This window comes from Exiguobacterium sp. H66 (assembly GCF_018618705.1).
Taxonomy (GTDB): domain Bacteria; phylum Bacillota; class Bacilli; order Exiguobacteriales; family Exiguobacteriaceae; genus Exiguobacterium_A; species Exiguobacterium_A oxidotolerans.
The window spans coordinates 129,778-153,414 of record NZ_JACSMQ010000003.1; the positions used below are offsets into that span (position 1 = coordinate 129,778).

Below are 23,637 nucleotides of genomic sequence, written 5' to 3' on the forward strand. Positions count from 1 at the left end.
GAAATGGCTACTGTTGCCTTTCAAACGCTTGGCTGTAAAGTCAATCATTATGAGACAGAGGCCGTCTGGCAGCTGTTTAAAGATGCAGGTTACGCGCGTGTCGATTTTGCAGATCATGCAGACGTCTACGTCGTCAATACATGTACCGTTACGAATACGGGTGATAAAAAAAGTCGTCAAGTCATTCGACGGGCGATTCGTCAAAATCCAGACAGTGTCATCTGTGTAACGGGTTGTTATGCACAGACATCGCCTGCTGAAATCATGGCGATTCCAGGGGTTGACGTCGTCGTCGGGACACAAGACCGCCACAAGATGATTGGGTACATCGAACAGTTCCGCGAAGAACGGATGCCGATTAATGCAGTCGGGAACATCATGAAGGCAAAAGTCTACGAAGAACTGGACGTTCCAGCGTTTACGGACCGGACACGTGCTTCGCTGAAGATTCAAGAAGGCTGCAATAATTTTTGTACCTTCTGCATCATTCCATGGGCACGTGGGTTGATGCGTTCTCGTCAACCGGAAGATGTCTTAAAGCAAGCACAACAGCTCGTTGATGCCGGTTACAAAGAAATCGTCTTGACGGGGATTCATACGGGTGGCTACGGTGAAGATTTGAAAGACTATAACTTAGCGAAGTTACTCAAAGCACTCGAGTCCGTCACAGGTCTTGAACGCCTTCGGATTTCTTCGATCGAAGCGAGTCAAATCACGGATGAAGTGTTAGACGTCTTAAAGGATTCGCCAATCGTCGTCCGACACTTGCATGTCCCGATTCAGTCAGCATCGGATACCGTTTTACGGCGGATGCGTCGTAAGTACACGATGGCGGAGTTCGGGGAACGGATCACGCGTCTGAAAGAAGTGTTACCGGACTGTGCCATCACGTCAGATGTCATCGTCGGTTTCCCGGGTGAGACGGAAGAAGAGTTCATGGAGACGTTCAACTTCATCAATGATCATAAGTTCAGTGAGCTGCATGTCTTCCCTTACTCGAAACGGACGGGGACACCAGCTGCGATGATGGACGATCAAGTGGAAGAGTCGATGAAAGAACAACGTGTTGCGCGCTTGATCGCCTTATCGGATCAACTCGCAAAAGAATATGCTTCAAAATATGAAGGGGAACTGCTTGAAATCATTCCGGAAGAGTTTTCGGAAGAAGCAGGCGGTCGTCTCGTCGGTTACACGGACAATTACTTACGTGTCGCGATCGAGGGAGACGAATCTTTGATTGGTCAACTCGTGCGCGTCAAAATCAATAAAGCCGGCTATCCAATGAATGACGGACAATTCGTCCGCATCATGGAGACATTAAAAGAACAAGCGATCTGAAATGAGTTCGTCTTCCTGCTTCAGGGAGACGAACTTTTTTAGCGAGTAGACAACGTGCTATCGGGAAATCAAGCGTCTTTTTTGTTGCTTTCCTCGGTCTTTCCTTCCTCTGAACGTGCGTTGGAAACGTACTTTTCCCGCAGGAATCAACGAAACGTGACGCTTTTTAGGGAATACCGTGACGGAAATCCGGGCATGCAGACGGTTTAGAGTGCACTCCGTCTTGAATCGCCTTAGAACCGCAAAATACAATCGGTCGCGACCCTGCCGCTTTGAAGACGAGGTGAGAGACAGGGGAGCACGAAAGGATTGACTCTCGATATCGCATGTTCACGCTTCATAACACGCTGAACAAAATAAATTGTTTTGTTTTCAAGTAACGGATACGCTACACTGAGGAAAGATTCTAACAAGAGAAAGAGGACAATCTATGCGAATTAATAAATTCATCAGTGAAACAGGATACTGCTCAAGACGAGCAGCGGATAAATTGGTCGATGCCGGTCGCGTCACAATCAACGGTGTCGTTGCCGAACTCGGCTCACAAGCGGAAGCGACGGATGCCGTTGAAATCGATGGACAGCCGCTCCAAACAAAACCGACGCTTGAGTACTTGATTTTGAACAAACCGGTCGGCATCACATGTACGACCGAACTCGACATCGAAGGAAATATCATCGATTTCGTCAATCATCCGAAACGGATTTTCCCGATCGGGCGCTTAGACAAAGACTCAGATGGACTGATCATTTTGACGAACGATGGAGACATCGTCAACCGGATTTTACGGGCAGAGAATAATCACGATAAAGAATATATCGTAACGGTTGATGCCCCGATCACAGAGACGTTCATCGAAGGAATGGCGAGCGGCGTCGATATCCTTGGAACGACAACGAAAGAATGTATCGTCGAACAACTCGAGTCACGGACATTCCGAATCGTCTTGACGCAAGGCTTGAACCGGCAGATTCGTCGCATGTGTAAAGAATTTGGTTACCGCGTCAAACGGTTGCAGCGGGTCCGTATCATGAATATTGAGTTAGGTGATTTACCGATTGGTGAATGGCGTGACTTGACGGAGTCAGAAATGAAAACCTTATTTACGACGCTCGATCAGGAATAACGAAAAAGTCGCCATGATGATGGCGGCTTTACTTGTATACATAAGGAGGTTCATTGTGGATAAACGGGGAATGAGCGCGACGTTCGTCGCATACGTGATTGGCGGGTTGTTACCGATTTACAAATTATTTGCAGACACTGTTCCGGCATGGACGGTCGTGTCGATTCGCATCATCAGTGCGTTCATCTTCGTCACACTATTATTACGTTTGTCCGGCAAATTTACGCAAGTCGGTCGATTATGGCGGAATAAAAAACAACGTCTGACCGTTTTAGCTGCTGGTCTTGTCCTCGGTGGGAATTGGACGCTCTATCTCTATGCAATCGGTGAAGGGTACATCGTCGAATCGTCGCTCGGCTATTACATCAATCCGCTCGTCAGCGTATTGTTTGGGTTGTTATTTTTCCAAGAACGTTTGAACCGGCCCCAATTGATTGCCATCATCAGTGCCATCATCGGTGTCTTGATTTTGACATTCGGCTACGGGAAGTTTCCAATCATTGCTTTTTCGCTTGCGGTTTCGTTTGCTTTTTATGGTGTGTTAAAGAAAAAGGCAGCGGCAGAACCGTTATCAGGGTTATTCCTAGAGACGTTAGTGACATTACCGTTCGCGTTGTTGACGCTTGGTGTGACGGGAGCGAATCCGCTCGCTTTACCGACCGGAGCCTTGATTGCCATCATCATGCTTGGTGTTGCGACAGCTGTTCAGTTGATGCTGTTTGGGTACGGTATGCCGAAGATTCCATTTGTATATGTCGGTATCTTGCAGTACATCGCACCGACGTTGACGTTAGTACTCGGTGTCTTTTTGTTTAATGATGTGTTTACATCGATTCACTTCGTGGCCTTCCTGTTCATCTGGATTGCCGTCGCACTGTTTACGATCAGTGGTTTATCGGCAGGACGAATGAAGATGAAAAAGGTCTCGTAATTCAGAAAAGAGGAATGGAACGATGAATAAACCTGGCCTGTTTGCCACATTAGGAGCATATGTCATTTGGGGATTACTTCCGATTTATTGGAAGCTGTTAGCTAGCGTCTCAAGCGAGGCAATACTCGCCAATCGGATTGTCTGGTCGTTTTTGTTTTTATTACTGTTATTGTATTTCCAAAAAGCATTACCTAAATTGACGACGGCGTTTAAAAATCAACGGACACGAAGATTGTTTTTCTTGAACGGAATCATCATTAGTATGAATTGGTTTATCTACATCTGGGCAGTCAACCATAATTTCATCGTCGAAGCCTCGCTTGGCTACTACATCAATCCGCTCGTCAGCATCGTGTTCGGGGTGTTCTTCTTTAAAGAGAAACTGTCACGGATTGAATGGATTGCAATTTTGCTCGCAACGATCGGTGTCTTGATTTTAACAATCGGTTATGGCGAGTTCCCTTGGATTTCGCTTGCGCTCGCATTTAGTTTCGGCTTTTATGGTGTCGTCAAGAAACAACGTCCGCTCGAAGCGACGGTCAGTCTGACACTTGAAACGCTCGCACCGCTACCGCTCGCACTCCTTTTTATCAGTTATCTTGGTGTACAAGGAACGTCGACCTTCTCGCACACACCGTTCGTCACGGCAGGATTATTGTTGACAGGTGTAATCACGGCCGTACCGTTACTTTTATTCGGTTTTGGTGCCCAACGGATCCCATATACGGTCGTCGGTTTTCTACAGTTTGTTGCTCCGACGCTATCACTTGCCATCGGTGTTCTCTTGTATGATGAACCCTTTACACGCACACACTTGGTCGCGTTTACATTTATTTGGTCGGCTGCGCTCGTCTTTACGTTAAACAGTTTATTGATTCGAAAAAAACAACTGCGGAAAGTAGCGTAAAAAGATAGAAGTCTGACCTCTCGCGTGATAGAATAGAAAAAGAGTATAAGGGATATCCTTAAGGAGGAAAACTAATCATGAACTTAGCAGCTATGATCGACCACACGGCACTCAAGCCGGAAACATCACGCGCCCAAATCGAAACACTTTGTAAGGAAGCACTCGAGTACAAATTTGCTAGCGTCTGTGTCAACCCGACGTATGTCGCACTTGCAGCAGAACTTTTAAAGTCTGACGACGACGTTAAAGTTTGTACAGTAATCGGTTTCCCACTTGGTGCGAACACACCAGAAGTCAAAGCTTTCGAAACGAAAGATGCGATCAAAAACGGTGCAACTGAAATCGACATGGTTCTTAACATCGGCGCACTAAAAGACGGTGACGTGGAACTCGTGGAACGTGATATCCGTGCAGTAGTCGAAGCGGCGAACGGTACGCTCGTTAAAGTCATTTTTGAAAACTGCCTCTTAACAAAAGAAGAGATCAAGACAGCTGCTGAACTTTCAGTCAAAGCTGGAGCGAACTTCGTTAAAACATCAACTGGTTTCTCAACTGGTGGTGCAACGGTTGAAGACATTCGCCTCATGCGTGAAACAGTGGGACCTGACATCGGTGTAAAAGCTTCAGGTGGCGTTCGTGACTTCGAAGGCGCTAAAGCGATGATCGATGCTGGTGCATCACGTATCGGTGCATCTGCTGGTATCGCCATCGTAACAGGCGGTTCTTCAGACAGCGATTATTAATTCGCAATAAATACATCATCAGACACGTCTTTCCTATGTTAGGAGGGGCGTGTTTTTTGTTGTCAGGAAAATTCTGAATTTAATCTAGCTATTAAGAAGTCAGACATCACTTCCGATAATCAGATGTAGAACGTTGGAAGGAAGTGTAGAGATGTTGAAACACTGGAAACTAGCAATGCTTGCGACGACGATCAGTTTAGCAGGTTGTGGAAGTATCATCGACGATCCAGATCAAGCAGTGAAGGAACGTCAAAAAATGGCGGTTGTCTTATCAGATGTCGGTCTTGGTGATCAATCGTTTAGTGATGCCGCGATGAGTGGGATGGCCTTACTACGTGAAAAAGAAGATTGGTTCATTGATTATCGTGAACTAGGGGAAACGAAAACATATAAAGTGGCGTTTGATACGTTGGCAAAAGAGAAGCCGACCGTCGTCGTCGGATTAGGTTTTATGGGACAAGCGGAATTAGAAGAAGTCGCGAAACGTTATCCATTGCAACAATTTGCGTTGATTGATGCCGTATCAGAACTACCAAATGTCTTATCGGTTACATTTAAAGAAGATGAAGGCAGTTATCTTGCAGGAGCTGCTGCTGCGCTTCAATCGGAAAATGAGACGATTGGGTTTGTTGGAGGAATGAAGTCGCCTTTAATCGAGAAGTTTGAAAAAGGATACACGGCAGGAGCAAAAGCCGTCAATCCGGATATCAAAGTTTTAGTCGATTATGCAGAAGACTTTGCAGCACCCGAAAAAGGACGGACGATTGCGAACGATCAAATGAAACAACAAGCAGATGTGTTATTTGCCGCAGCTGGTTTGACGGGCAGTGGTGTCCTCGAAGCAGCGCAAGCAAAAGGCAATAAAGCGATTGGTGTCGATAGTGATCAGACGGCAATTGCGCCTGACGCCGTCATGACCTCGATGTTAAAACAAGTCGATCTCGCGATTACGACGATTGGCGATACGGTAAAAGAAAAAGGGTTACAGTCGGGTCAAATCGTGCTCGGTGTCAAAGAAGGTGCGATTCAACTAGCCCCGATTCGAAATGTAACGTTTTCAGAGAAAGATTTAAAGCAACTTGAGCAACTGAAACAAGATGTATTAGAAGGGAAGGTTGACGTACAATGACGTTACGAACACGCTTTTTAATTTCGACACTCGTGACGATCATCAGTGTCGTTGCCTTGATGGGATGGACGTTGGTTGAACTCCGGCAAATTCAATCGTACAACGAAGATTATGGAAAACAGCTTGTCGAAATCTCGGAACTTGAAACAAAACTACTGTACGAACAAGCCGCATGGAACCGTCTTGCAACTCAACCGTCTGACAGTCAAGTCGAGCAAGTACTCGCTTTAAGTCAAAAGAACGAGAAGGCGCTACAGTTGCTTGAAAAAACGTATTTAATTGATGCATTTAAAACGGAAATGGACCGGGCAGAAGCAAAATATACTGCATTATCAGCTGAACGAAATGATTTGGTCGAGGGGCGTAACCCGATTGAAATCCGATCATATGCTGCCCGAATCGAGGGTGTACTAAGTGATTTGTATACACTACATACAAAAAACGGTGAGTTTTATGATGTACTGCAACAAGAAGCGAAGGACCAAACCGTCAATTTGACACGGACTGTGTTAATCGCAACGTTTGTTTTATTGATTGCGTTAGCACTATATAATTGGTATTTCGCACGGAGCATTACGCGTCCAATCAGCCGTGTCGTTAAAACAGCGGAGCAAATTTCGGCCGGTGATTTATCGGAGCAACTGGAGACGTCAGGACGAGCAGATGAAATTGGTCGTCTCGAGTCAGCGATTGCGCAAATGCAACAAACGTTACATGGTGTGATTGGGACGATTAGTCATACTTCGAATACAATCAGTCAAATGAGTGAACAGGCAACGTCTGAAAATGCGAACATCGTCGAAGTGTCTGGTAACATGACGCATGCGATCAATGAGATGGCGAGCGGAACACAGACAGTATCGGATGATTTACAGACGACGGTCAGTACGATTACAGACATGAGCTCCTCATTCGACCAAAGTGAACGTCGGGCTCAGCTTGCATTAAGCCAAGGTCAAGTCGCAGACACGACGATGGGGCAGAGTGCTTCGGTCATGGAAGAACAAACAGCCTCACTCGCTGCGTCGACGGTTCAAAACCGCGAACTTGGACGTCAGCTAGAAGGTTTCCTTGAACAGACACAACAAATCGAAAAAATGGCAGAACTTGTTTCAGGTGTCTCGGCGCAGACAAACCTCTTATCCTTGAATGCAGCGATTGAAGCGGCAAGAGCCGGAGAAGCAGGACGTGGCTTTGCCGTCGTCGCAAGCGAAGTGAAAAAACTTGCGGACGAGACGCACCAAGCGACACGATCAATCTTCTCACTCGTACGTTCGATTCGCCAAGATGGTGCTGTCTTGCAAGAAGCATTGTTGCGTTCTGAAAAAGAACAAGAGAATCAGGTCGCAAACTTTGCTCAAGTCAAATCAGCATTCGAAGAGACGCGGAAAAATGTAGCCGATGTCACTGAAACGCTCAATTACGTGACATCACAGCTTGTCCGCTCGAAAGAACAAGCGAATGATGTCGTCAATCAGGTCAGTTCGGTTAGTGGCGTAATGGAAGAGTTAGCGGCAGGGAATCAAGAGGTCGCAGCTTCGATGCGTGATCAACAAGCTTCGTTCGAGCAAATTCATCAATTGATGTTAGAGCTCGAGACGACAACAACATCACTTGATCAACAAACAAATCAATTTAAAATTTAATGACCTCTCATGTTCTCAATATAAAAAATAAGCCCCGACACATCAATCGACGTGTCGGGGCTTATTCATTTTAAAAGAAACTTTCTGGGTTTAGTTCGTTTGTCCGTCCGTTCGCATTATATTGGTAGCCACCTTCATGAATCTCGAAGTGAAGATGGGGACCGGTTGAATTCCCCGTACTACCGAGTTTTCCGATTTGTTGGCCTTGCTTGACTTGTTGTCCTTGTTTAACTGTCAAGGCATTCATATGCGCATAAACCGTCGTATATGTCTTACCACCGATGTTGTGTGCGATATAGACATGATTACCATACGGACCACCGGAGCTTGCTTGAATGACAGTTCCAGCAGCTGATGCGACGATTGCAGAATTGACCGGTCCAGCGAAATCGGTCCCGTTATGATAAGCATAGCCATTATTTCCGCTCGCGGCACCCATACCTTGTGAAATGGAACCGTTCGCAGGTTTGATGAATTTTCCGGTTGCATTTGAGATAACTTTCGTACTTGCTTTACTGATTGAAGCAGGTTGCGCCGATTGCGCGGCTGCTTGTTTTTTAGCTGCGAGAGCAGCGGCTTTGGCTGCCGCTTCTTGTGCCTTAAGTTGAGCAGCGGCCTCTTTTAGACTTAAGATGTTTGATTCGATTGAACGCTTTTGTTTCTTCAAGCGTTTTAATAAGGCTGTTCGTTTGTCCTTTTCAGCATTCAACTCGTGTTGCTTCTTTTTTAGAACTTTCCGGTCATGGATGAGTGCGGTACGTGTATCTTCAAGTTCTTGTTTTGCTTCTGCCAACTCTTGTTTACTCGTTTCGTAATCTTTTAATAATGAAGCATCACTTTCGGCAATCGTATTGAATGCGTTGAAGCGACTGATCATATCACCAATGTCTTCTGCACCGAAGACAGCTTCGAGCAATGGATCTTTATCAGATTTAGCTTGTCGAACTGCCAGCCGATCGCCGAGCATTTTTTCTTGTTTTTTGATTTTCTTCTGTAAAGCTGTAATCTTTTGTTTAAGTTTCGTTAACTGACGTTCGTTTTGATCAATCTTTTGTTCATTTTCGACGACTTGAAGCGTCAATCCATTGATTTGTTGGTCAATCGCGTAAACTTTCTCTTGGGCTTTCGATAATTGTTGATTGTTTTCGTCGAGTGCTTCTTTTTGTTTTGATTGTTTTTGTTCGTTTTGTTGTTGTTTGTCTTTATATGAAGTCGCAGCACCTACGGATGTAACGAATGGTGTTGTGAGAAGTGTGAGTGTCATCAGGGAAATTCCCATTGAGTGCATGAAAGATTTTTTCATAAGTGAATCGATCAGTCCTTCCTTGTTGTTGAGTGATACTTGTACTACTCTAACAACAATTTTTACGGAGGGACGTTACAGTTTATTTAAAATAATAAGGAAAATAATGATAGAAAGGATGTACTTTTTATGAAAATAATTGATAAGTATCGTAAAGAAGACAATGAAAAGACTGGTGTAAAGCGGTAAAAAAGGAATGGTAGACGTGATAGAAAGATAAAATTCAATAAAAAACCATTGATATGTTTTTGTAATATTTTATATTCATTATTAAAAAGTGGTTTGATATATGAATGATTCGGTTATTTAAATTAGTTTTGGACTAAATGGTCAGACACAAAAAAGGAATTACTTTTTTTAGCGCTTTGCTCGGCAAGACAAGATACGTTGACACTTTTTCCTGAAGGAGTCACGTGAAAAAAGAGGGGAGAATGCAATAACTCCCACCCTTGTAGTCGCATGGTTTTCAATCAGTCGATCGGTACTCATTCTTCATAAATCATTTTTCGCGTCATCCCACCATCAAGGACAAGTGTCTCTCCCGTCAAGAAATCATTTTCGGGGTTCGTTAAGAACAGGGCGGCACGAGCGACATCTTCTGGCTTACCGACGCGTCCAGACGGGTGTTGCGAATGATCCTCCGGGGAAAGTTCATGATAATTCCCAGTCTCGATCCACCCTGGTGCGATCGCATTGACGAGAACGCCTTTGGGACCTAACGAAACGGCAAGAGCATGTGTCAAAGCGACGATTCCACCTTTTGTTGCGGCATACGATTCTGTATCAGGCTCCGACATATAGGCACGAGTCGAAGCCAAGTTAACGATTCGACCACCGTGTTTTAGATGTGGTGCAGCTGCCTTTGTTGTCAAAAAGATACTGCGTAAGTTCGTATGGTTGACGCGGTCCCATTCTTCGAGCGTGAGTTCAAGAAGGGGTTTTCGAATGATGATGCCGGCGTTATTGATGATGATGTCGATTTTACCTGTATGTTCTAATGCTTTTTCGATGAGTAAGTTGACATCATGTTCGTCTTGAACGTCCAACCGGTAAAAGTAAGCCGTTCCACCAGCTTCTTCGATTTCTTGAGCAATGACTTCACCCGTCATTTGATCAATATCTGCTAAAATGACGACGGCACCTTCATTTGCATATGTTTTAGCAAGCGTTGCACCAATCCCGTTTGCAGCACCAGTAATAATGACCGTTTGATTTACTAAATCCATGTCTTTCACTCCTCTTCTTTGCAACTTTCCTTCTAAATGGAATAGCCTGAATCGGATTGATTAAAACCTAACGTTTCAAGTACGGTTGAGGATTATCAATCAAGTGTAGAGGGAATAGTATTAACGTTAAAGACATTAAATCGTCGAATGGGGGATTTACGGATGGATTTATCGAATGAGAAATTAAAACAACAACAAGATCAATATGCGGAAGAAGCAAAGGACTATATCGATCGTCCGAAAAAAACAAAATCGATTTTAAAACGAGCGAACAATTCAATTCAAAAAAATTCAAGTCTGTCACTTGTCTTTTCGCCGGTTCGCTTATTCATTGATATGGTACGTTCGTATCAATCAGGAGAATACCGAAATATCCGCCGGACAACAATTCTAAAAGTAATCGGTGCGTTGATTTATCTGGTTTCACCAATCGACTTGATTCCAGATTTTATTCTTGGTTTTGGGTTCGCAGATGATGTCGCGATTATTCTGTTCGTCACGAAAACGATTTTTGAAGAGTTGACGCGATATAGTGATTGGCAGGATGAGCAACAAAAAGCACGAACGCAACCTATCCAAAGTGAAGATGCCTACTGAAACATAGACGGATTGTTGGGCCTGACACTGATTGATTCAGTGTCAGGCTTTTATAATGGAAAAAAGTTGTTTTCTGTACGCTACTCGTAAAGTTCGTTACACTAAGAAGAGGAAACGAACGGAGAAGAGGAGGTATGTGATGGCCTGGCATGCATGGATGGAGTCCTATGGTTATCTAGGGATTATGGTGACATTAATGTTTCCGTTTTTACCAAGTGAAGTTCCGCTCGCCTATGCGGGTTACTTGGTGCATACGGCACAATCAAATATTGTCTTGATGTTACTTGTCGCCGTCTTCAGTTTCGTCGTCAGCCAGAACATCTTCTTTACGATCGGTCAACTCGGAAGTGAGCGGCTACTTGGACGCGTTTTTAAATTGTTTCGGATTTCTGAAACGAGAATGGTTCAATTTCAACAGCAAATGGAGACGCGCGGACGATTTATTTTACTCCTGTCACCGATGTGGCGAATGGGTTTTGCGGTTGGAGCAGGTCTGACAGGTGTGTCTCGTTTGACGTTCACAATCGCAACGACGGTGTCCTTTTTTGTGTGGTCCGCGTTTTTCATCTGGGGTGGAAAAAAGCTCGGGCATGGTATGAATGGACGACATCATGATTTTCACCAGTATACTCCGTGGATTGTCGGGCTATTGCTTCTTCTCGGGGTTTACCTATATGTTAGAAAAAAGAGAATGCTAAAAAAATAGAGGAGTGTTTTCATGGCAGTTATTTTATTTGATATTGATGGGACATTGATCGACTCGACAAATCAGATGACAGAGGCGATTCATCTTGCGATGGCAGACATGCCGCATCTTGAAAAGCCATCAAAAGACCGCGTTCGGGCAAGTTACGGACTGGCGGGAAGTGCGTTTTGGGAAAAGGCGATTCCGGATGCGTCAGAAGAAGACATTCGGTTGATTCGCCAAAAGCGTCATCATCATTTAGAACAGACAATGAAGGATCAAGAGGTGTTGTTTGAAGGAGTTCGGGATTTACTCCGCACCTTGACGGAACAAGGACATATTGTCTCGACGGCAAGCAATTGCGGGGTCCACTACATGAATCTTGTCCTCGACAGTCAAGCCATCCGACCGTTTTTCACGAGTCCGAAATGTTTAGGTTCAGTGAACGGAAAACAAAAAGCTGATATTTTAGCGGCACATCGAGCAGAGTTTGGAGACGTCGAGTACTTGATGGTCGGTGACCGGTCGTCTGATATCGAAGCAGCACGAATTGCAGACATGCCGGTTGCGATTTGCCGGTTCGGTTTCGGGACGATGGATGAATGGGAACTCGCAGACCACCAGCTTGAACAACCGTTAGATGTCTTAAAGTTTGTTTAAAGTATGATAATTAAAAGAAGCGGATTGCCGGTACCGGCAATCCGCTTCTTTTAATTATTCAAAATCGAGTCGGTAGTCTTCATGGTTCGTCCAGGGGCGGAAGCGACGGAATAACTGATGGAAGGATAAGCAGAGGACAATCGGGAGTAAAATGAATAATCCGAAGACGAGCAGTCCATTTGCCCATGTCCATCCACCTGCCATCAAATGCAAAGCATTGATTGGACCGATCAACCCGGACATACCGAAGCCGGCGCTAAACGGTGTTCCTTGAATCCCTAAAATCCCGGCTAACCCGCCGAGAACAGCGGCACTACACATGACGGGAACGATCATGATGGGATTTCGAATGAAGTTTGCCATCTGAATTTTCGGTGATCCTAAAAAATGCGCAATCGACGTTCCGCGAGAATTTGCCTTCCAGCCTGCGATTGCAAGACCGAATCCAGCTGCACAGACACCGAGGTTCGCAGCGCCTGCTGCAATGCCGGAGAGGCTGATGGCTGTCGCAATCCCGACGGTCGATAGGGGAGAGACAATCAAAACAGAAAACGTGACCGCTAACAGGACGCCCATCAAGATTGGTTGCAGAACAGTGAACTGAGTGATCATTTGACCGATCGCCGCAGTGATTTTAGTGACGAACGGATATGTAAGGACGCCGATCCCACCTGCACCGACAATGATCAACGTCGGCATGACGAGAACAGTGTAGGTTTTAAAACGATTTCCAATCCATAAGACAAGTGCGGTTGCGATGGCAGCTGTTACACCTGCGTTGATGACATCACCCGTACCGACGAATAAAAAACCGGCTGTTTCCGTCCGTGTTGCGACACCTGAACCGACGACGGTCGCTAGACCAATCGAGGCGGTTTCGATCGGAGTCGTCTTGAATTGCATGGCGACGGCAACACCGATGACCATCGGTAGCAAGCGCATCGCAATCGTAGTCGAGTCGATGATGTGTTGAGCGGGCGCGAAGTAAGGTAATAATGCTTTGGCGAGTTCGCCGAGCAGAGCACCTGGGATTAATGCAACTAAAATTCCGATACTGAGTCCGTTCAGTACATGGATACCGAACTGACGATTGATTCGTGTTGTAGAAGATTCGATGGGAATACACTCCTTATGTAATGCTTTTGTGCATAACAGCATAAAAGCTATGAATTGTTTTTTATCTTACGCGATAGGAAAGAACACGTCAAGAAGAAATAGGAATTTTCTGTGAATTGATGAGTGCATTCTGTTCGCACTCCGTGAAAAGGACTGATAGAGTAAAAGAGTAAAAGATATTAGAGAGGATGAATGAAATGGCAGAACAACAAATCGTTTTAGCAGAAAGACCTGAAGGACGTCCGACACGTGAAACGTTTCGGTATGAATCAATCGAACTAAACGCACCAGACGCGGGACAAGTCTTACTCGAGACACTCTACATTTCAGTTGATCCATACATGCGCGGGCGGATGAATGATGCACGTTCATACTCGCAACCATTTGAACTGGACGCACCGGTTCAGGGAGGTGTCGTCGCGAAAGTCATCGAGTCACGTAGTGATGCTCTCAAAGAAGGGGATATCGTCGTCGGAATGCTCGACTGGGCAACGAAACTTGTTGTCGATGCAAAAACTGTTCGGAAAATTGATGCGTCGCTCGCACCTGTATCGACAGCGCTTGGCGTACTCGGTATGACAGGGATGACTGCTTACTTCGGTTTACTTGACATTGGTAACCCGCAGCCAGGTGAAACGGTTGTCGTGTCGGCTGCGGCCGGGGCTGTCGGATCAATCGTCGGTCAAATCGCCAAAATCAAAGGTGCTCGTGTCGTTGGAATCGCGGGAAGCGATGAAAAGACGACCTACCTAAAAGAGCAACTTGGTTTTGATGAAGTCATTAACTACAAAACGGAAAACGTCGGCGAAGCACTTGACCGCACGTGTCCGAGTGGAGTGGACGTCTACTTTGAAAATGTCGGAGGCGAGATTGGGGACGCGGTCATCGACCGTTTGAATCCGTTTGCCCGCATTCCGGTCTGCGGCGCGATTTCTGGATACAATGAAAAAGAGAACATCGGACCTCGTGTACAATCAAAATTGATTGCTTCACGGGCGCGGATGCAAGGCTTCTTAGTCGGGGATTATGGAAAACGTTTCAAGGAAGCGGCAGAACAGTTAGGGAAATGGGTCAGTGCCGGTGAATTGAAATATGAAGAAACGATTTTTGAAGGGTTCGAAAATGTTCCGGACGCATTCCTGGGTCTATTCGATGGTTCGAACACAGGAAAGTTACTCGTGAAACTGTAAAGTGTAGACTTCGTATGTAAAAACGTACTATCTAAAAAGCGTCGGACGATTCGTAATTGAATCGTCCGACGCTTTTTTTTTAGGTACGACGTGTAACGTCGGTCATGATTTTTTTTGATCGTCTTTCAATTCTTCTAAATCTGGATCGGGGTGTTGTGTCTCAGCAGGCTTGATGCCGGGGTCTGATGTTTCAGCCGGTTCAGGATCTGGATGAAGACCGACGTCTGCCTGTTCATTTGGTAAATTCTCTTTTTTTTCATTCATGGTAAAATTCATTCCTTTCTCTTTTTCGAATCTTCTTAAGATTTACCCGTCTATCTGATTCTGAAACTAACGAAGTGCGCATCATATTTTATTGCCTATTTGTTCAAAAGTAAGTCACGAACAAACTACAGTCCATGCCAATCAGTCATCTTCTCAACTGGAATGTAAGGAAATACTGGAAAACATTCATCAACTCTTTACAAAAACCTTGCAAGGGATTTAAGTGCCCTTTGAACTGCTCTCGTAGACTGAAAAGAGATCAAGCAGGAAGGGTGTTTTGAACGTGAATGGACAACAGTGGAAAAGAAAAGTAACGCAACAGCTAAGTTGGGTCCGTGCTGAACAACAGCGATTGAAGACGGAACCAGCAGCGAGTTCGACTGCGTTCGAGACATTACAACGGTTAGGATCGTTGGGAACTGCTAAGACGATTCGTCCGTCAAACAAGCCGGTTGAAACAAAAACGAAGCGCTATCAAGAAGAGAGTAATCAACAATTACTCGATACGATTGACTACCAATCGATTCCGCTTCGGAGTCAGTCACGTTACTATGAGCCGCGACCGCTTGAAGTAGCTGTCGTCTGTTCCGAGTTCATGCATGCCTATTATCAAGATGCGTTCCATCTCCATTATGTGAATGCAGAAACGTTTGAGGATGTCTTTAGTCGTAAAATCGATCTCTTTTTAGTCATCACGTCATGGAAAGGCTTGCAGGGGGATGACTGGAAAGGGGTCGCGACACCGAAATCGAAAAAAAGAACATTACTCCTCCAGATGATGCGAGAGGTGAAACAACAAGGGATTCCGGTCGTCTTCCAGTCAACGGAAGACCCGAGTAACTTCGACCGTTTCAGTGAGCTGGCAAAACAAGCCGATTATGTGCTGACATCGGACGAAGCGATGCTTCCGGAATATCAAGTGCTTTGTGGCCATGACCGGATTGAAGCGGTCTCGTTCGGTGTGAATCCGCTGATCCATAATCCGCTTGGCGCGACCCGAAGCCGGAAAAATCATGTGTTGTTCGCCGGGAGCTGGATGGCGAAGTATCCAGAACGTGTCAAGGATACGGAAGTGCTATTCGATGGGGTGATGAGCTCATCGCATCAGCTTGATATCGTCGACCGCAACTATCACCTCGGCTTACCGGACTATCATTTCCCGGACCGGTACGTCAAACGGGTTGCCCCTGCGATTCCGTATGATGCGCTTCAGCAGGTGAGCAAATGTTACGACTGGGTGTTGAATCTCAATAGCATTAAATACAGTAAAACGATGTGTGCGCGCCGGATTTTTGAATCGCAGGCACTTGGGAATCTAATCATTTCGAATTATAGTATCGCCGTCAACAATCTGTTTCCAAACGTATTTACAGTTCACGATCAACAGGAAATCAAAGCAATCGTCGAACGGACATCTGAAGAAGACATTGAGCGATTGCGTGCTGAAGGAATTCGTTCCGTCATGTCGAGTCACACGGTGTTTGACCGGGTCGATCAATTGGCGCGGATGCTGAAACTTAATCAACCGCAACCGGCGCGTCGCCTGCTTGTCGTCTTACGCAATCCGACACCGGCTCTTGAACAGATGATTGCCAAGCAATCGATTGAAGCGGATGCTATTTGTCACCTGTCCGAGTTGACGGAAAGGGAATATGGACAAGCCGATCTTGTTGCCCTGCTCGACGGCGGCGAGTCGTACGGGGAATATTACCTCGAAGATTTACGCAACGGCTTTAAGTTTGCCGATGCCGATATCGTCCGGAAATCGCTCAGCGGACAAGCCGCTTATGAAGTCTTTGAGACGTCAGGCGCAGATACCGGAGCGATGGTCTGGCGGGAGCATGTCCCGTTTGAACAGTTTGTCAGCGGAACGTTATCCGGACGGACGCTCATGCTGGATCGCTTCGAGTGGAATGAACAGTATCAAACGGAGCCGCTCCTTGCGCCGGTCTTGTCAGTCGTCGTGCCGATTTATAACAACGGCCCTCATTTGATGTATAAGTGTTTTGCGAGCTTGAAGCGGATGAATCGTTTTGACGAAACGGAAATCGTGCTTGTCGACGACGGGTCGACGGATTTCGGGACGATTCAAGCCGTCGAACGAATTGGACGGCGACACGGGAACGTGACGACTTACTTCTTTGAAACAGGCGGGAGCGGAAGTGCATCACGTCCTCGTAACAAAGGCGTCGAACTGGCGCGTGCCGACCGGGTAGCCTTTTTGGATCCGGACAATGAAGTGCTCAGTGACCGTTATGCGGAGTTGTTAGATGAGCTTGATCAAAATCCGACGCTCGATTTTGCAGTAGGTCATATGAAAAAGTTAGCGGAGAAGACGAGCATCATCGCATTGCCGACGATTCGGAAAAAGGGGCGAACCGTTTGTGAAGACCCCCGTGCCTATCTGCTTGAACATCGTTTTGCCGTGCAAAGCATTCAAGCATTGGTCGTCAAGCGCGACTTCCTCGTCAAACATCAGCTGGAACAGGTCGTCGGAGCCGTCGGTCAAGACTCGTTATTTTTCCAAGAAATGATGTTACGGGCGGAGCGTGTTCTGCTTGTGAACCGCGTCGTGCATTATTATTACGCGGCAGTCGCCGGGTCGACGGTCAACTCGTTGACGGTCCGCTTCTTCGAACGTAGTGTCCTCCGTGAACGGGCACGAGCAGAGAAGTTTGCAAAATATGGTGTGCTCGACCAATACAAGACGAAACGTTTTGAGCATTTCTTCGAACACTGGTATTTGGTCAAGCTGCGCCAATGCAGCGATAAGGACTTTGGACCAAGTGTTGCCTTATTACGGACGATTGTCGGGTTTTATGAACCGATTCAACTAACGGCACCGTTAGTCCGGCAGTTCGTCGAATTAGCGGATGCGGGTAAGACGGATGCGATTCAAGAATTGTTATTAGAGGAGGTCACGGCATGACGGGCACAGCAGGAATGAAACGACCAAAGGATCAAGTTCGTGCCGCCTATTATGACCAGTTAGGGATCGCGTTCGGAAAAAAGGTCCGGGCGCGCATCCACTGGATAATACGTGAGGCGAAGGGAGAAGACATCCTTGATGTCGGGTGCTCAGGGGGACTCGTCCCGATTTTACTCGGACGCGAAGGGAAACATGTCACAGGAATCGACGTCTCTCCGGAAGCAATCGCTGAAGCAACGTCTGCATTAAAAGAAGAAGCGGCATCTGTCCAATCCGTCGTCATGTTCAGTGAAGCGAACATCATGTCTTTTTCAGCAAACCGGCAATTCGATACGGTTTTGATGACAGAAGTACTTGAGCACATCGGTGAACCGGAACGGGTGATTCAGCAGGCATATACACTCGTCAAACCAGGTGGACGTCTTGTCGTGACCGTTCCGTTCGGCGTTAATGATTACGCCGATCATAAGCGGACTTATTATTTGAAACGACTTGTCGAACAAGTAACACCTTATGGCACGATTGAAAAAATCGAACGGTTGGATAAGTGGCTTGGCGTGACGCTTGTCGTTCAGGAAGATGTACAACCGGTCCGGATGTTGTCTGCAGAAGAAGTCGACTGGCTCGAAGATTCGTTTGAGACTGTCGAGCGGATGCACCTAACGGAAATCATCCGTCTAAAACAAGTCAACAAGCGACTGGAACAAAAAGTGCAACACGTAGCGGAAATTGAATTACGGATGGTGGAACAATCGAATGAACAGGTGAAACTGGAACACCAAGTAAGCGAGATGAATCAACAGCTGGAACAACTTGCGCACCAATATACGTTAGTGCTCAAACGTTACGAGGAAGCACTCGTTTCGAACATGGAAGTGCTGGAGGCGAATGAAGCATGGAAATCAAAATACCGGTCACTCGCAAATTCAAAATTAGGAAAAGTCGTCGTCCGTTACTGGAAGCTCAGACGAAAACTATCACGAAGACAGGCAAGGCGTCGATGAACGTGTTGATGATTTGTCAAAACTTCTATCCGGAAATCGGAAGTGCTGCGAATCGGATGAAAAATATTTTTAAACGGATGGAACAACGGGGCAGTGACGTCCATGTCTTGACGTCAGAGCCGCTTTATCCGACGGCGGAACTCTATACGGATGCAATGTTTTGGGACGAACCGACGCTTGACGCCGCGCATGTCACACGGATTCAACCACGCGATGTCCGGGCGACGACTAATTTGTGGAAACGACTCCACCTCTTCATCGAACAGTTTTTCTTAGCGGTCAAAGAAGTGCGGCAAGATCCAAAACAGTACGAATACATCTATGCGACGACACCTTCGATTTTTATGGGACTGGTCGGTGTCGTCGCGAAACATGTCAAACAGGCACCGCTAATTCTGGACGTCCGTGATTTATGGCCGGAATCACTCGTCGGTGTCGGCATCACGAAATCACGCCTGTTATTGAAACCATTGTACTGGCTTGAAAAATGGATGTATCATCAAGCGGATCAAATCGTCATCAACAGCGAAGGGTTTCGGTCCTATATCGAACAGAAGGGGATTGACGCATCGCGTATTCACTACATTCCGAATTCGATTGAAGAAAATGAGTGGTTGATTAAACGGCGTCATGTCTCGGAACAAGTCCGCGTTGTCTACACGGGAAACATCGGACTGGCACAAGATGTCTTTTTATTACTTGATGTGGCGGAACGGTTGATGGTCGACAGAAACATTGAATTCCATGTCGTTGGTTACGGATACCATAAGGAAAAATTCGAGAAGTTGATTGCAGAGCGGAAACTGACGAACATCCACTTCATGAACGCGATGCCGCGTTGGGACGCATTGAAACAGCTCGCTAAAAGTGACATCGCCTTTGCGACGCTCGTCGAGAGCACGGCATTCGACACGGTCACACCAGGGAAAATCATCGATTATATGGCGATGGGATGTGCCATCGTCGGCGCTGTTTCCGGACATGCCGCAAAAGTGATTGAAGCATCGGGTGCTGGTGTCGTATCGCGTGACCGCAGCCGGGACGAGATCGTCCGGCAGATTCGTCATCTCGCAAACAATCCGGAGGAACGGGCATTGATGGGACGCTCTGGCGTCTCCTACGTCCAAACACACTTTGACTGGGAACAAAATGAAGAGCGACTGTTTGAAGCAATTCGTCAAACTTGTCAACAGACAGTGGAGGTGAAGGGATGAAACGTGTCGGAATGTTTGTTTGGAACACTTTTACGAACGATGCCCGTGTGTTAAGGGAATGTACCGCCCTTGCTGATGCTGCGTATCAGGTCGACTTGTATTGTTTAAATGACGGAACGTTACCGAAAATCGAACAGCATCCAGCAGGTTTCCGCATTCTTCGGATTGATCGCACACCACCACTTGCCGGTGTGCTGTCGCGTTTTCGGAAGCGGTCACCAATGACGCTAGTCGCGGCTATCGGAGTGTTGGTACTGATGCCGTGGTTGATTCCCGTCTTGCTCGTGCTCTATCTGTTACAAAAAAGGCGCTTTTTACGATATGCGCTCTATAACAGCTTTGGCATCATCCGGATGACGCGTGCCGCAAGACAGCGTCAATACGATGTCATGCACGCCAATGATTTAAATACGTTACCGCAAGCGATTTTAGCAAAACGTCAGGCAAAAGTCGTCTATGATTCACACGAAGTGCAAACCGACCGGACAGGATACGGGAAGGGACAAGGCATCCTTGAGCGTATCCTGTTGCGTTTCGTTGATTGGACGATGGTCGAAAATGATACAAGAGCGGATTATCACCAGCAACTGTACGGAAGCCGGCCGACGGTTCTTCATAATTATCCGTTTTATCAGGAAACGATCCCGGCGGCACGTTCGCTGCACACAGAACTCGGTCTCGACCGTGCGGAACCGATTTTGCTTTATCAAGGCGGGATTCAAGAAGGGCGCGGACTGGAACGATTGATTGAGGCGATGCCATCCGTGACGAACGGAACTTTATTATTTGTTGGCGATGGTAAAATCAAAACACATTTGCAACGCTTAGCCGCGGAATCTTCAGCGCGTGACCGGATTTATTTCATCGATAAAGTACCACTTGATCAGTTGCCGAGTTATACAGCGGCAGCGACGATTGGGTTCCAAGTCCTGCAAAACGTCTGCTTTAACCATTATTCAGCCTCATCGAATAAATTATTCGAATATATGGCAGCACTTGTCCCGGTCGTCGCGGCAGACTTACCAGAAATTCGCCGGGTCGTCGAAACGGAACAGGTCGGTTTGATTGTCGATGTGGAGTCGCCGGAATCGATTGCGCAAGCCGTCAATCGCTTGATAGCGAATGATTCGTTACGTAATCAGATGAAAAGCCGAGCGGAAGAGGCGAGAAGACGGTACAACTGGGACGAGGAAAAACAACATCTCTTAGCGGTATATGCGGCTGTTTCAGCGGGAACATCACCTGAAGTCAGTTGAAGTTACAGCTAATACCAAGTGAAACCACACAAATGGAGAGCGTTTGATGTGGATATGGTCGGTATCATACAAGGTTCGTCAATGTGTTCGTCGATTCTTTACAACCTTTACGTAAAGTACAGAAAATACGGCGAATGTAAGGTCTGTGAAGAATGGTTTAAGAGATGGTTAGAACCATTGGAAACACTAGGAATTGTCGGTATGGTCTAGTTACAGCCACGTCATGTTCGATGCAAGGTTTGACGTGAACTACACACTAGATGGAGGAATGACAAAATGAAACTTTGTACAATCGGACTTGGATATATTGGATTACCTTCTTCTGCGATGTTCGCAGATCACGGCACAGAAGTAGTCGGTGTCGATATCGACCCGCGAATCGTTCAAATGTTGAATGCAGGAGATATCCATATTGAAGAACCAGGCTTAGAAGACGTCATCAAACGAGTCGTCGCGAACGGTACGTTCCGTGCGACATTAACGCCGGAACAAGCTGATGTCTTTCTGGTTGCCGTTCCGACGCCGAACCTTGACGATACGTACAAATCATGTGACTTGAAATATGTCATTTCAGCAGTACGCAATTTGCTGCCACACTTAGAAAAAGGGAACGTCGTCATCGTCGAATCAACAATCGCACCACGGACGATGGATGACCATGTACGACCATTGATTGAAGAAGCGGGCTTTAAGATTGGCGAAGACGTGTTCGTCGTCCATTGTCCGGAACGGGTTTTACCGGGACAAATTCTTCATGAATTGATTCATAACAACCGGATTGTTGGGGGACTGACGGAAGCGTGTGCCGAGGCCGGGGCCGCTGTCTACCGGACTTTCGTCCAGGGGGAAATCGTCCAGACGGATGCGAAGACGGCAGAGATGTCAAAGTTGATGGAAAATACATTCCGTGACGTCAACATCGCACTTGCGAACGAATTAACACAAGTGTGTCACCAACTTAAAATTAACGTCCTCGATGTCATTGAGATGGCAAACATGCACCCACGCGTCAACTTGCATCATCCGGGACCGGGTGTCGGAGGACATTGTCTTGCCGTCGATCCGTACTTCATCGTCGCGAAGGCGCCGTCGCTTGCACGAATCATCCATACGGCGCGTGATACGAATGTCAACATGCCCCGTTTCGTTGCGGATCAAGCAGAACGCCTCGTCGCCAACCGTGTCCGTCCGAAAATTGCTGTCTTCGGTGTCACGTATAAAGGAAACGTTGATGATATGCGGGAAAGTCCGGCAGTCGAAGTCATCGAACAATTACTAGATCGTGGACTCGATGTCGCAGTCTGTGATCCGCACGTCGAACGCTCGATTTCGTCACGCTTCACATTAGTCGACGAGATTGAAGCAATCCAAGGAGCTGACCTTGCCCTTGTCCTTGTCGATCACGATGAATTCAAGGCATTTGATTCACGTCGTCTGAAAAACCAAATGCGGACACCAGTCTTATTCGATACGAAAGGCGTCGTCGGAGAGCTTGAAGATATCATGGTCCTCAACTTTGGTAACTTGCATACACATAACACGATGAAAGTAGACGCTGAAGCGATATGAACAGTGTCCGTACTGTTCTCAATGAGTTGAAAGATCATCTTTACCTGATCGTACGTCTTTCACTCTATGAGACAAAAAGCCAATACAGCATGCAATACCTCGGCTGGTTTTGGGAAATCATGACGCCGTTGTTGCAAATCGGTGTCTACTGGATTGTCTTTGGTTTTGGCATTCGAGGTGGACACCCGGTTGACGGGATTCCGTTTGTCTTATGGTTAGTCAGTGGATTGATTGCCTGGTTCTTTATCGGAAGTACGATTCCAAGCGGGTCCCGTTCCATCTATGGACGGGTCGCGCTCGTCTCGAAGATGCATTTCCCGTTGAGTACGATTCCGGCCTATGTCATTTTGGCACAATTTTATCGGCACATTGCGATGGTCCTCCTGACGATTATTCTAGGAATGGCTTTCGGTTATTTTCCGGGGTGGCATACGTTCGAACTGTTGTACATCATACCGGCAGGAATCATTTTCTTATATGCGGTCTCGCTCCTGTTGTCGGCGCTCGCGACGATGGTCCGGGATGTCCAAAACATGGTCACATCAGGCATGCGGATGTTGATGTATTTGACGCCGATTATGTGGGTCCCACCCGATCATTCCATCTTTAAGACGTTGTTGATGATCAATCCACTCGTCTATTTGATCGAAGGGTATCGTTCAGCGTTAATCGGAACGGGGTATTTGATGGAGCATCTTTGGTACGGCTGTTATTTTTGGAGCATTACCGCAGTGATTTTAATGACAGGTGCAACCGTCCATATCCGATTCCGTCGTTATTTCATTGATTATGTGTAGGAGGAAC

The 23,637-nt window shown here is 46.5% G+C and carries 21 protein-coding genes; 17 read left to right on the forward strand and 4 right to left on the reverse strand.

What is annotated here, in order from left to right; translation table 11 throughout:
* Positions 1-3: 3 nt before the first annotated feature.
* From mtaB to KNP88_RS06680, 7 genes are all read left to right on the forward strand, one after another.
* A complete protein-coding gene (mtaB, locus tag KNP88_RS06650) occupies positions 4-1,338 on the forward strand; it encodes a tRNA (N(6)-L-threonylcarbamoyladenosine(37)-C(2))-methylthiotransferase MtaB (RefSeq protein WP_088836529.1) in 1,335 nt (444 codons plus the stop codon).
* Between the two features lie 430 nt (positions 1,339-1,768).
* Positions 1,769-2,464, forward strand: coding sequence for a 23S rRNA pseudouridine(2604) synthase RluF (gene rluF, locus KNP88_RS06655; RefSeq protein WP_088836530.1), 696 nt, complete (start codon positions 1,769-1,771; stop codon positions 2,462-2,464).
* A gap of 55 nt (positions 2,465-2,519) precedes the next feature.
* Positions 2,520-3,395 carry an EamA family transporter RarD gene (rarD, locus tag KNP88_RS06660; protein ID WP_029332906.1) on the forward strand — a complete coding sequence of 292 codons (876 nt, stop codon included), beginning with the start codon at positions 2,520-2,522 and terminating at the stop codon, positions 3,393-3,395.
* A gap of 22 nt (positions 3,396-3,417) precedes the next feature.
* On the forward strand, positions 3,418-4,302 hold the full coding sequence (gene rarD / locus KNP88_RS06665; protein ID WP_088836531.1) for an EamA family transporter RarD: 885 nt from the start codon (positions 3,418-3,420) through the stop codon (positions 4,300-4,302).
* A gap of 77 nt (positions 4,303-4,379) precedes the next feature.
* Positions 4,380-5,045, forward strand: coding sequence for a deoxyribose-phosphate aldolase (deoC, locus tag KNP88_RS06670; RefSeq protein ID WP_029332908.1), 666 nt, complete (start codon positions 4,380-4,382; stop codon positions 5,043-5,045).
* A 151-nt stretch (positions 5,046-5,196) separates the two neighbouring features.
* Positions 5,197-6,174, forward strand: a complete 978-nt coding sequence (locus tag KNP88_RS06675; protein WP_088836533.1) for a BMP family lipoprotein — start codon at positions 5,197-5,199, stop codon at positions 6,172-6,174.
* The gene (locus KNP88_RS06680; RefSeq protein WP_088836534.1) at positions 6,171-7,820 is read left to right on the forward strand and encodes a methyl-accepting chemotaxis protein; all 1,650 of its coding nucleotides are present in this window, start codon (positions 6,171-6,173) and stop codon (positions 7,818-7,820) included. Before KNP88_RS06675 ends, KNP88_RS06680 begins: the two co-directional genes overlap by 4 nt.
* A gap of 70 nt (positions 7,821-7,890) precedes the next feature.
* Here KNP88_RS06680 and KNP88_RS06685 read toward each other — a convergent pair whose 3' ends face one another.
* Both KNP88_RS06685 and KNP88_RS06690 read right to left on the reverse strand, forming a co-directional pair.
* Positions 7,891-9,084 (reverse strand): murein hydrolase activator EnvC family protein, encoded by a 1,194-nt coding sequence (locus tag KNP88_RS06685; protein ID WP_239456840.1) that lies wholly within the window; start codon positions 9,082-9,084, stop codon positions 7,891-7,893.
* A 524-nt stretch (positions 9,085-9,608) separates the two neighbouring features.
* Positions 9,609-10,349, reverse strand: a complete 741-nt coding sequence (locus KNP88_RS06690) for an SDR family NAD(P)-dependent oxidoreductase (protein ID WP_088836536.1) — start codon at positions 10,347-10,349, stop codon at positions 9,609-9,611.
* 162 nt (positions 10,350-10,511) lie between these two features.
* On the opposite strand from KNP88_RS06690, the gene KNP88_RS06695 reads away from it, so the two are divergent.
* The 3 genes from KNP88_RS06695 to KNP88_RS06705 all read left to right on the forward strand — a co-directional run bounded on the left by KNP88_RS06695 (position 10,512) and on the right by KNP88_RS06705 (position 12,291).
* Positions 10,512-10,946, forward strand: a complete 435-nt coding sequence (locus KNP88_RS06695) for a YkvA family protein (RefSeq protein ID WP_088836537.1) — start codon at positions 10,512-10,514, stop codon at positions 10,944-10,946.
* Positions 10,947-11,085: 139 nt separating this feature from the next.
* Positions 11,086-11,652: a DedA family protein gene (locus KNP88_RS06700; RefSeq protein WP_088836538.1), complete on the forward strand. Its 567-nt coding sequence runs from the start codon at positions 11,086-11,088 to the stop codon at positions 11,650-11,652.
* 12 nt (positions 11,653-11,664) lie between these two features.
* On the forward strand, positions 11,665-12,291 hold the full coding sequence (locus KNP88_RS06705; protein ID WP_214765444.1) for an HAD family hydrolase: 627 nt from the start codon (positions 11,665-11,667) through the stop codon (positions 12,289-12,291).
* Positions 12,292-12,345: 54 nt separating this feature from the next.
* Here the strand turns inward: KNP88_RS06705 and KNP88_RS06710 are convergent, their stop codons facing one another.
* Positions 12,346-13,449, reverse strand: a complete 1,104-nt coding sequence (locus tag KNP88_RS06710; RefSeq protein ID WP_251137153.1) for a PTS sugar transporter subunit IIC — start codon at positions 13,447-13,449, stop codon at positions 12,346-12,348.
* Between the two features lie 155 nt (positions 13,450-13,604).
* On the opposite strand from KNP88_RS06710, the gene KNP88_RS06715 reads away from it, so the two are divergent.
* Complete coding sequence (locus KNP88_RS06715; RefSeq protein ID WP_214892973.1) at positions 13,605-14,597, forward strand: NADP-dependent oxidoreductase; 993 nt, start codon at positions 13,605-13,607, stop codon at positions 14,595-14,597.
* Between the two features lie 102 nt (positions 14,598-14,699).
* Here KNP88_RS06715 and KNP88_RS06720 read toward each other — a convergent pair whose 3' ends face one another.
* A complete protein-coding gene (locus tag KNP88_RS06720) occupies positions 14,700-14,861 on the reverse strand; it encodes a hypothetical protein (RefSeq protein ID WP_167331095.1) in 162 nt (53 codons plus the stop codon).
* A gap of 283 nt (positions 14,862-15,144) precedes the next feature.
* On the opposite strand from KNP88_RS06720, the gene KNP88_RS15815 reads away from it, so the two are divergent.
* From KNP88_RS15815 to KNP88_RS06750, 6 genes are all read left to right on the forward strand, one after another.
* A complete protein-coding gene (locus tag KNP88_RS15815; RefSeq protein ID WP_214892976.1) occupies positions 15,145-17,790 on the forward strand; it encodes a glycosyltransferase in 2,646 nt (881 codons plus the stop codon).
* On the forward strand, positions 17,787-18,794 hold the full coding sequence (locus KNP88_RS06730) for a class I SAM-dependent methyltransferase (protein ID WP_214892979.1): 1,008 nt from the start codon (positions 17,787-17,789) through the stop codon (positions 18,792-18,794). Before KNP88_RS15815 ends, KNP88_RS06730 begins: the two co-directional genes overlap by 4 nt.
* Entirely contained in the window at positions 18,686-20,008 is a 1,323-nt protein-coding gene (locus KNP88_RS06735) for a glycosyltransferase family 4 protein (RefSeq protein ID WP_251137154.1), read from the forward strand. Before KNP88_RS06730 ends, KNP88_RS06735 begins: the two co-directional genes overlap by 109 nt.
* Entirely contained in the window at positions 20,005-21,264 is a 1,260-nt protein-coding gene (locus KNP88_RS06740; RefSeq protein ID WP_214892981.1) for a glycosyltransferase, read from the forward strand. Before KNP88_RS06735 ends, KNP88_RS06740 begins: the two co-directional genes overlap by 4 nt.
* Positions 21,265-21,540: 276 nt before the next feature.
* On the forward strand, positions 21,541-22,833 hold the full coding sequence (locus KNP88_RS06745) for a nucleotide sugar dehydrogenase (RefSeq protein ID WP_214892983.1): 1,293 nt from the start codon (positions 21,541-21,543) through the stop codon (positions 22,831-22,833).
* Positions 22,830-23,630, forward strand: a complete 801-nt coding sequence (locus tag KNP88_RS06750; RefSeq protein ID WP_214892985.1) for an ABC transporter permease — start codon at positions 22,830-22,832, stop codon at positions 23,628-23,630. Before KNP88_RS06745 ends, KNP88_RS06750 begins: the two co-directional genes overlap by 4 nt.
* The last annotated feature ends 7 nt before the right edge of the window (positions 23,631-23,637 follow it).

What these genes read in the sequence shown, in the direction of transcription:
- mtaB (WP_088836529.1), top strand. Translation starts at nt 4, where the DNA reads ATGGCTACTGTTGCCTTTCAAACGCTTGGCTGTAAAGTCAATCATTAT.
- rluF (WP_088836530.1), top strand. Translation starts at nt 1,769, where the DNA reads ATGCGAATTAATAAATTCATCAGTGAAACAGGATACTGCTCAAGACGA.
- rarD (WP_088836531.1), top strand. Translation starts at nt 3,418, where the DNA reads ATGAATAAACCTGGCCTGTTTGCCACATTAGGAGCATATGTCATTTGG.
- deoC (WP_029332908.1), top strand. Translation starts at nt 4,380, where the DNA reads ATGAACTTAGCAGCTATGATCGACCACACGGCACTCAAGCCGGAAACA.
- KNP88_RS06675 (WP_088836533.1), top strand. Translation starts at nt 5,197, where the DNA reads ATGTTGAAACACTGGAAACTAGCAATGCTTGCGACGACGATCAGTTTA.
- KNP88_RS06680 (WP_088836534.1), top strand. Translation starts at nt 6,171, where the DNA reads ATGACGTTACGAACACGCTTTTTAATTTCGACACTCGTGACGATCATC.
- KNP88_RS06685 (WP_239456840.1), bottom strand. Translation starts at nt 9,084, where the DNA reads ATGACACTCACACTTCTCACAACACCATTCGTTACATCCGTAGGTGCT.
- KNP88_RS06690 (WP_088836536.1), bottom strand. Translation starts at nt 10,349, where the DNA reads ATGGATTTAGTAAATCAAACGGTCATTATTACTGGTGCTGCAAACGGG.
- KNP88_RS06695 (WP_088836537.1), top strand. Translation starts at nt 10,512, where the DNA reads ATGGATTTATCGAATGAGAAATTAAAACAACAACAAGATCAATATGCG.
- KNP88_RS06700 (WP_088836538.1), top strand. Translation starts at nt 11,086, where the DNA reads ATGGCCTGGCATGCATGGATGGAGTCCTATGGTTATCTAGGGATTATG.
- KNP88_RS06705 (WP_214765444.1), top strand. Translation starts at nt 11,665, where the DNA reads ATGGCAGTTATTTTATTTGATATTGATGGGACATTGATCGACTCGACA.
- KNP88_RS06710 (WP_251137153.1), bottom strand. Translation starts at nt 13,449, where the DNA reads ATGCTGTTATGCACAAAAGCATTACATAAGGAGTGTATTCCCATCGAA.
- KNP88_RS06715 (WP_214892973.1), top strand. Translation starts at nt 13,605, where the DNA reads ATGGCAGAACAACAAATCGTTTTAGCAGAAAGACCTGAAGGACGTCCG.
- KNP88_RS06720 (WP_167331095.1), bottom strand. Translation starts at nt 14,861, where the DNA reads ATGAATGAAAAAAAAGAGAATTTACCAAATGAACAGGCAGACGTCGGT.
- KNP88_RS06730 (WP_214892979.1), top strand. Translation starts at nt 17,787, where the DNA reads ATGACGGGCACAGCAGGAATGAAACGACCAAAGGATCAAGTTCGTGCC.
- KNP88_RS06735 (WP_251137154.1), top strand. Translation starts at nt 18,686, where the DNA reads ATGGAAATCAAAATACCGGTCACTCGCAAATTCAAAATTAGGAAAAGT.
- KNP88_RS06740 (WP_214892981.1), top strand. Translation starts at nt 20,005, where the DNA reads ATGAAACGTGTCGGAATGTTTGTTTGGAACACTTTTACGAACGATGCC.
- KNP88_RS06745 (WP_214892983.1), top strand. Translation starts at nt 21,541, where the DNA reads ATGAAACTTTGTACAATCGGACTTGGATATATTGGATTACCTTCTTCT.
- KNP88_RS06750 (WP_214892985.1), top strand. Translation starts at nt 22,830, where the DNA reads ATGAACAGTGTCCGTACTGTTCTCAATGAGTTGAAAGATCATCTTTAC.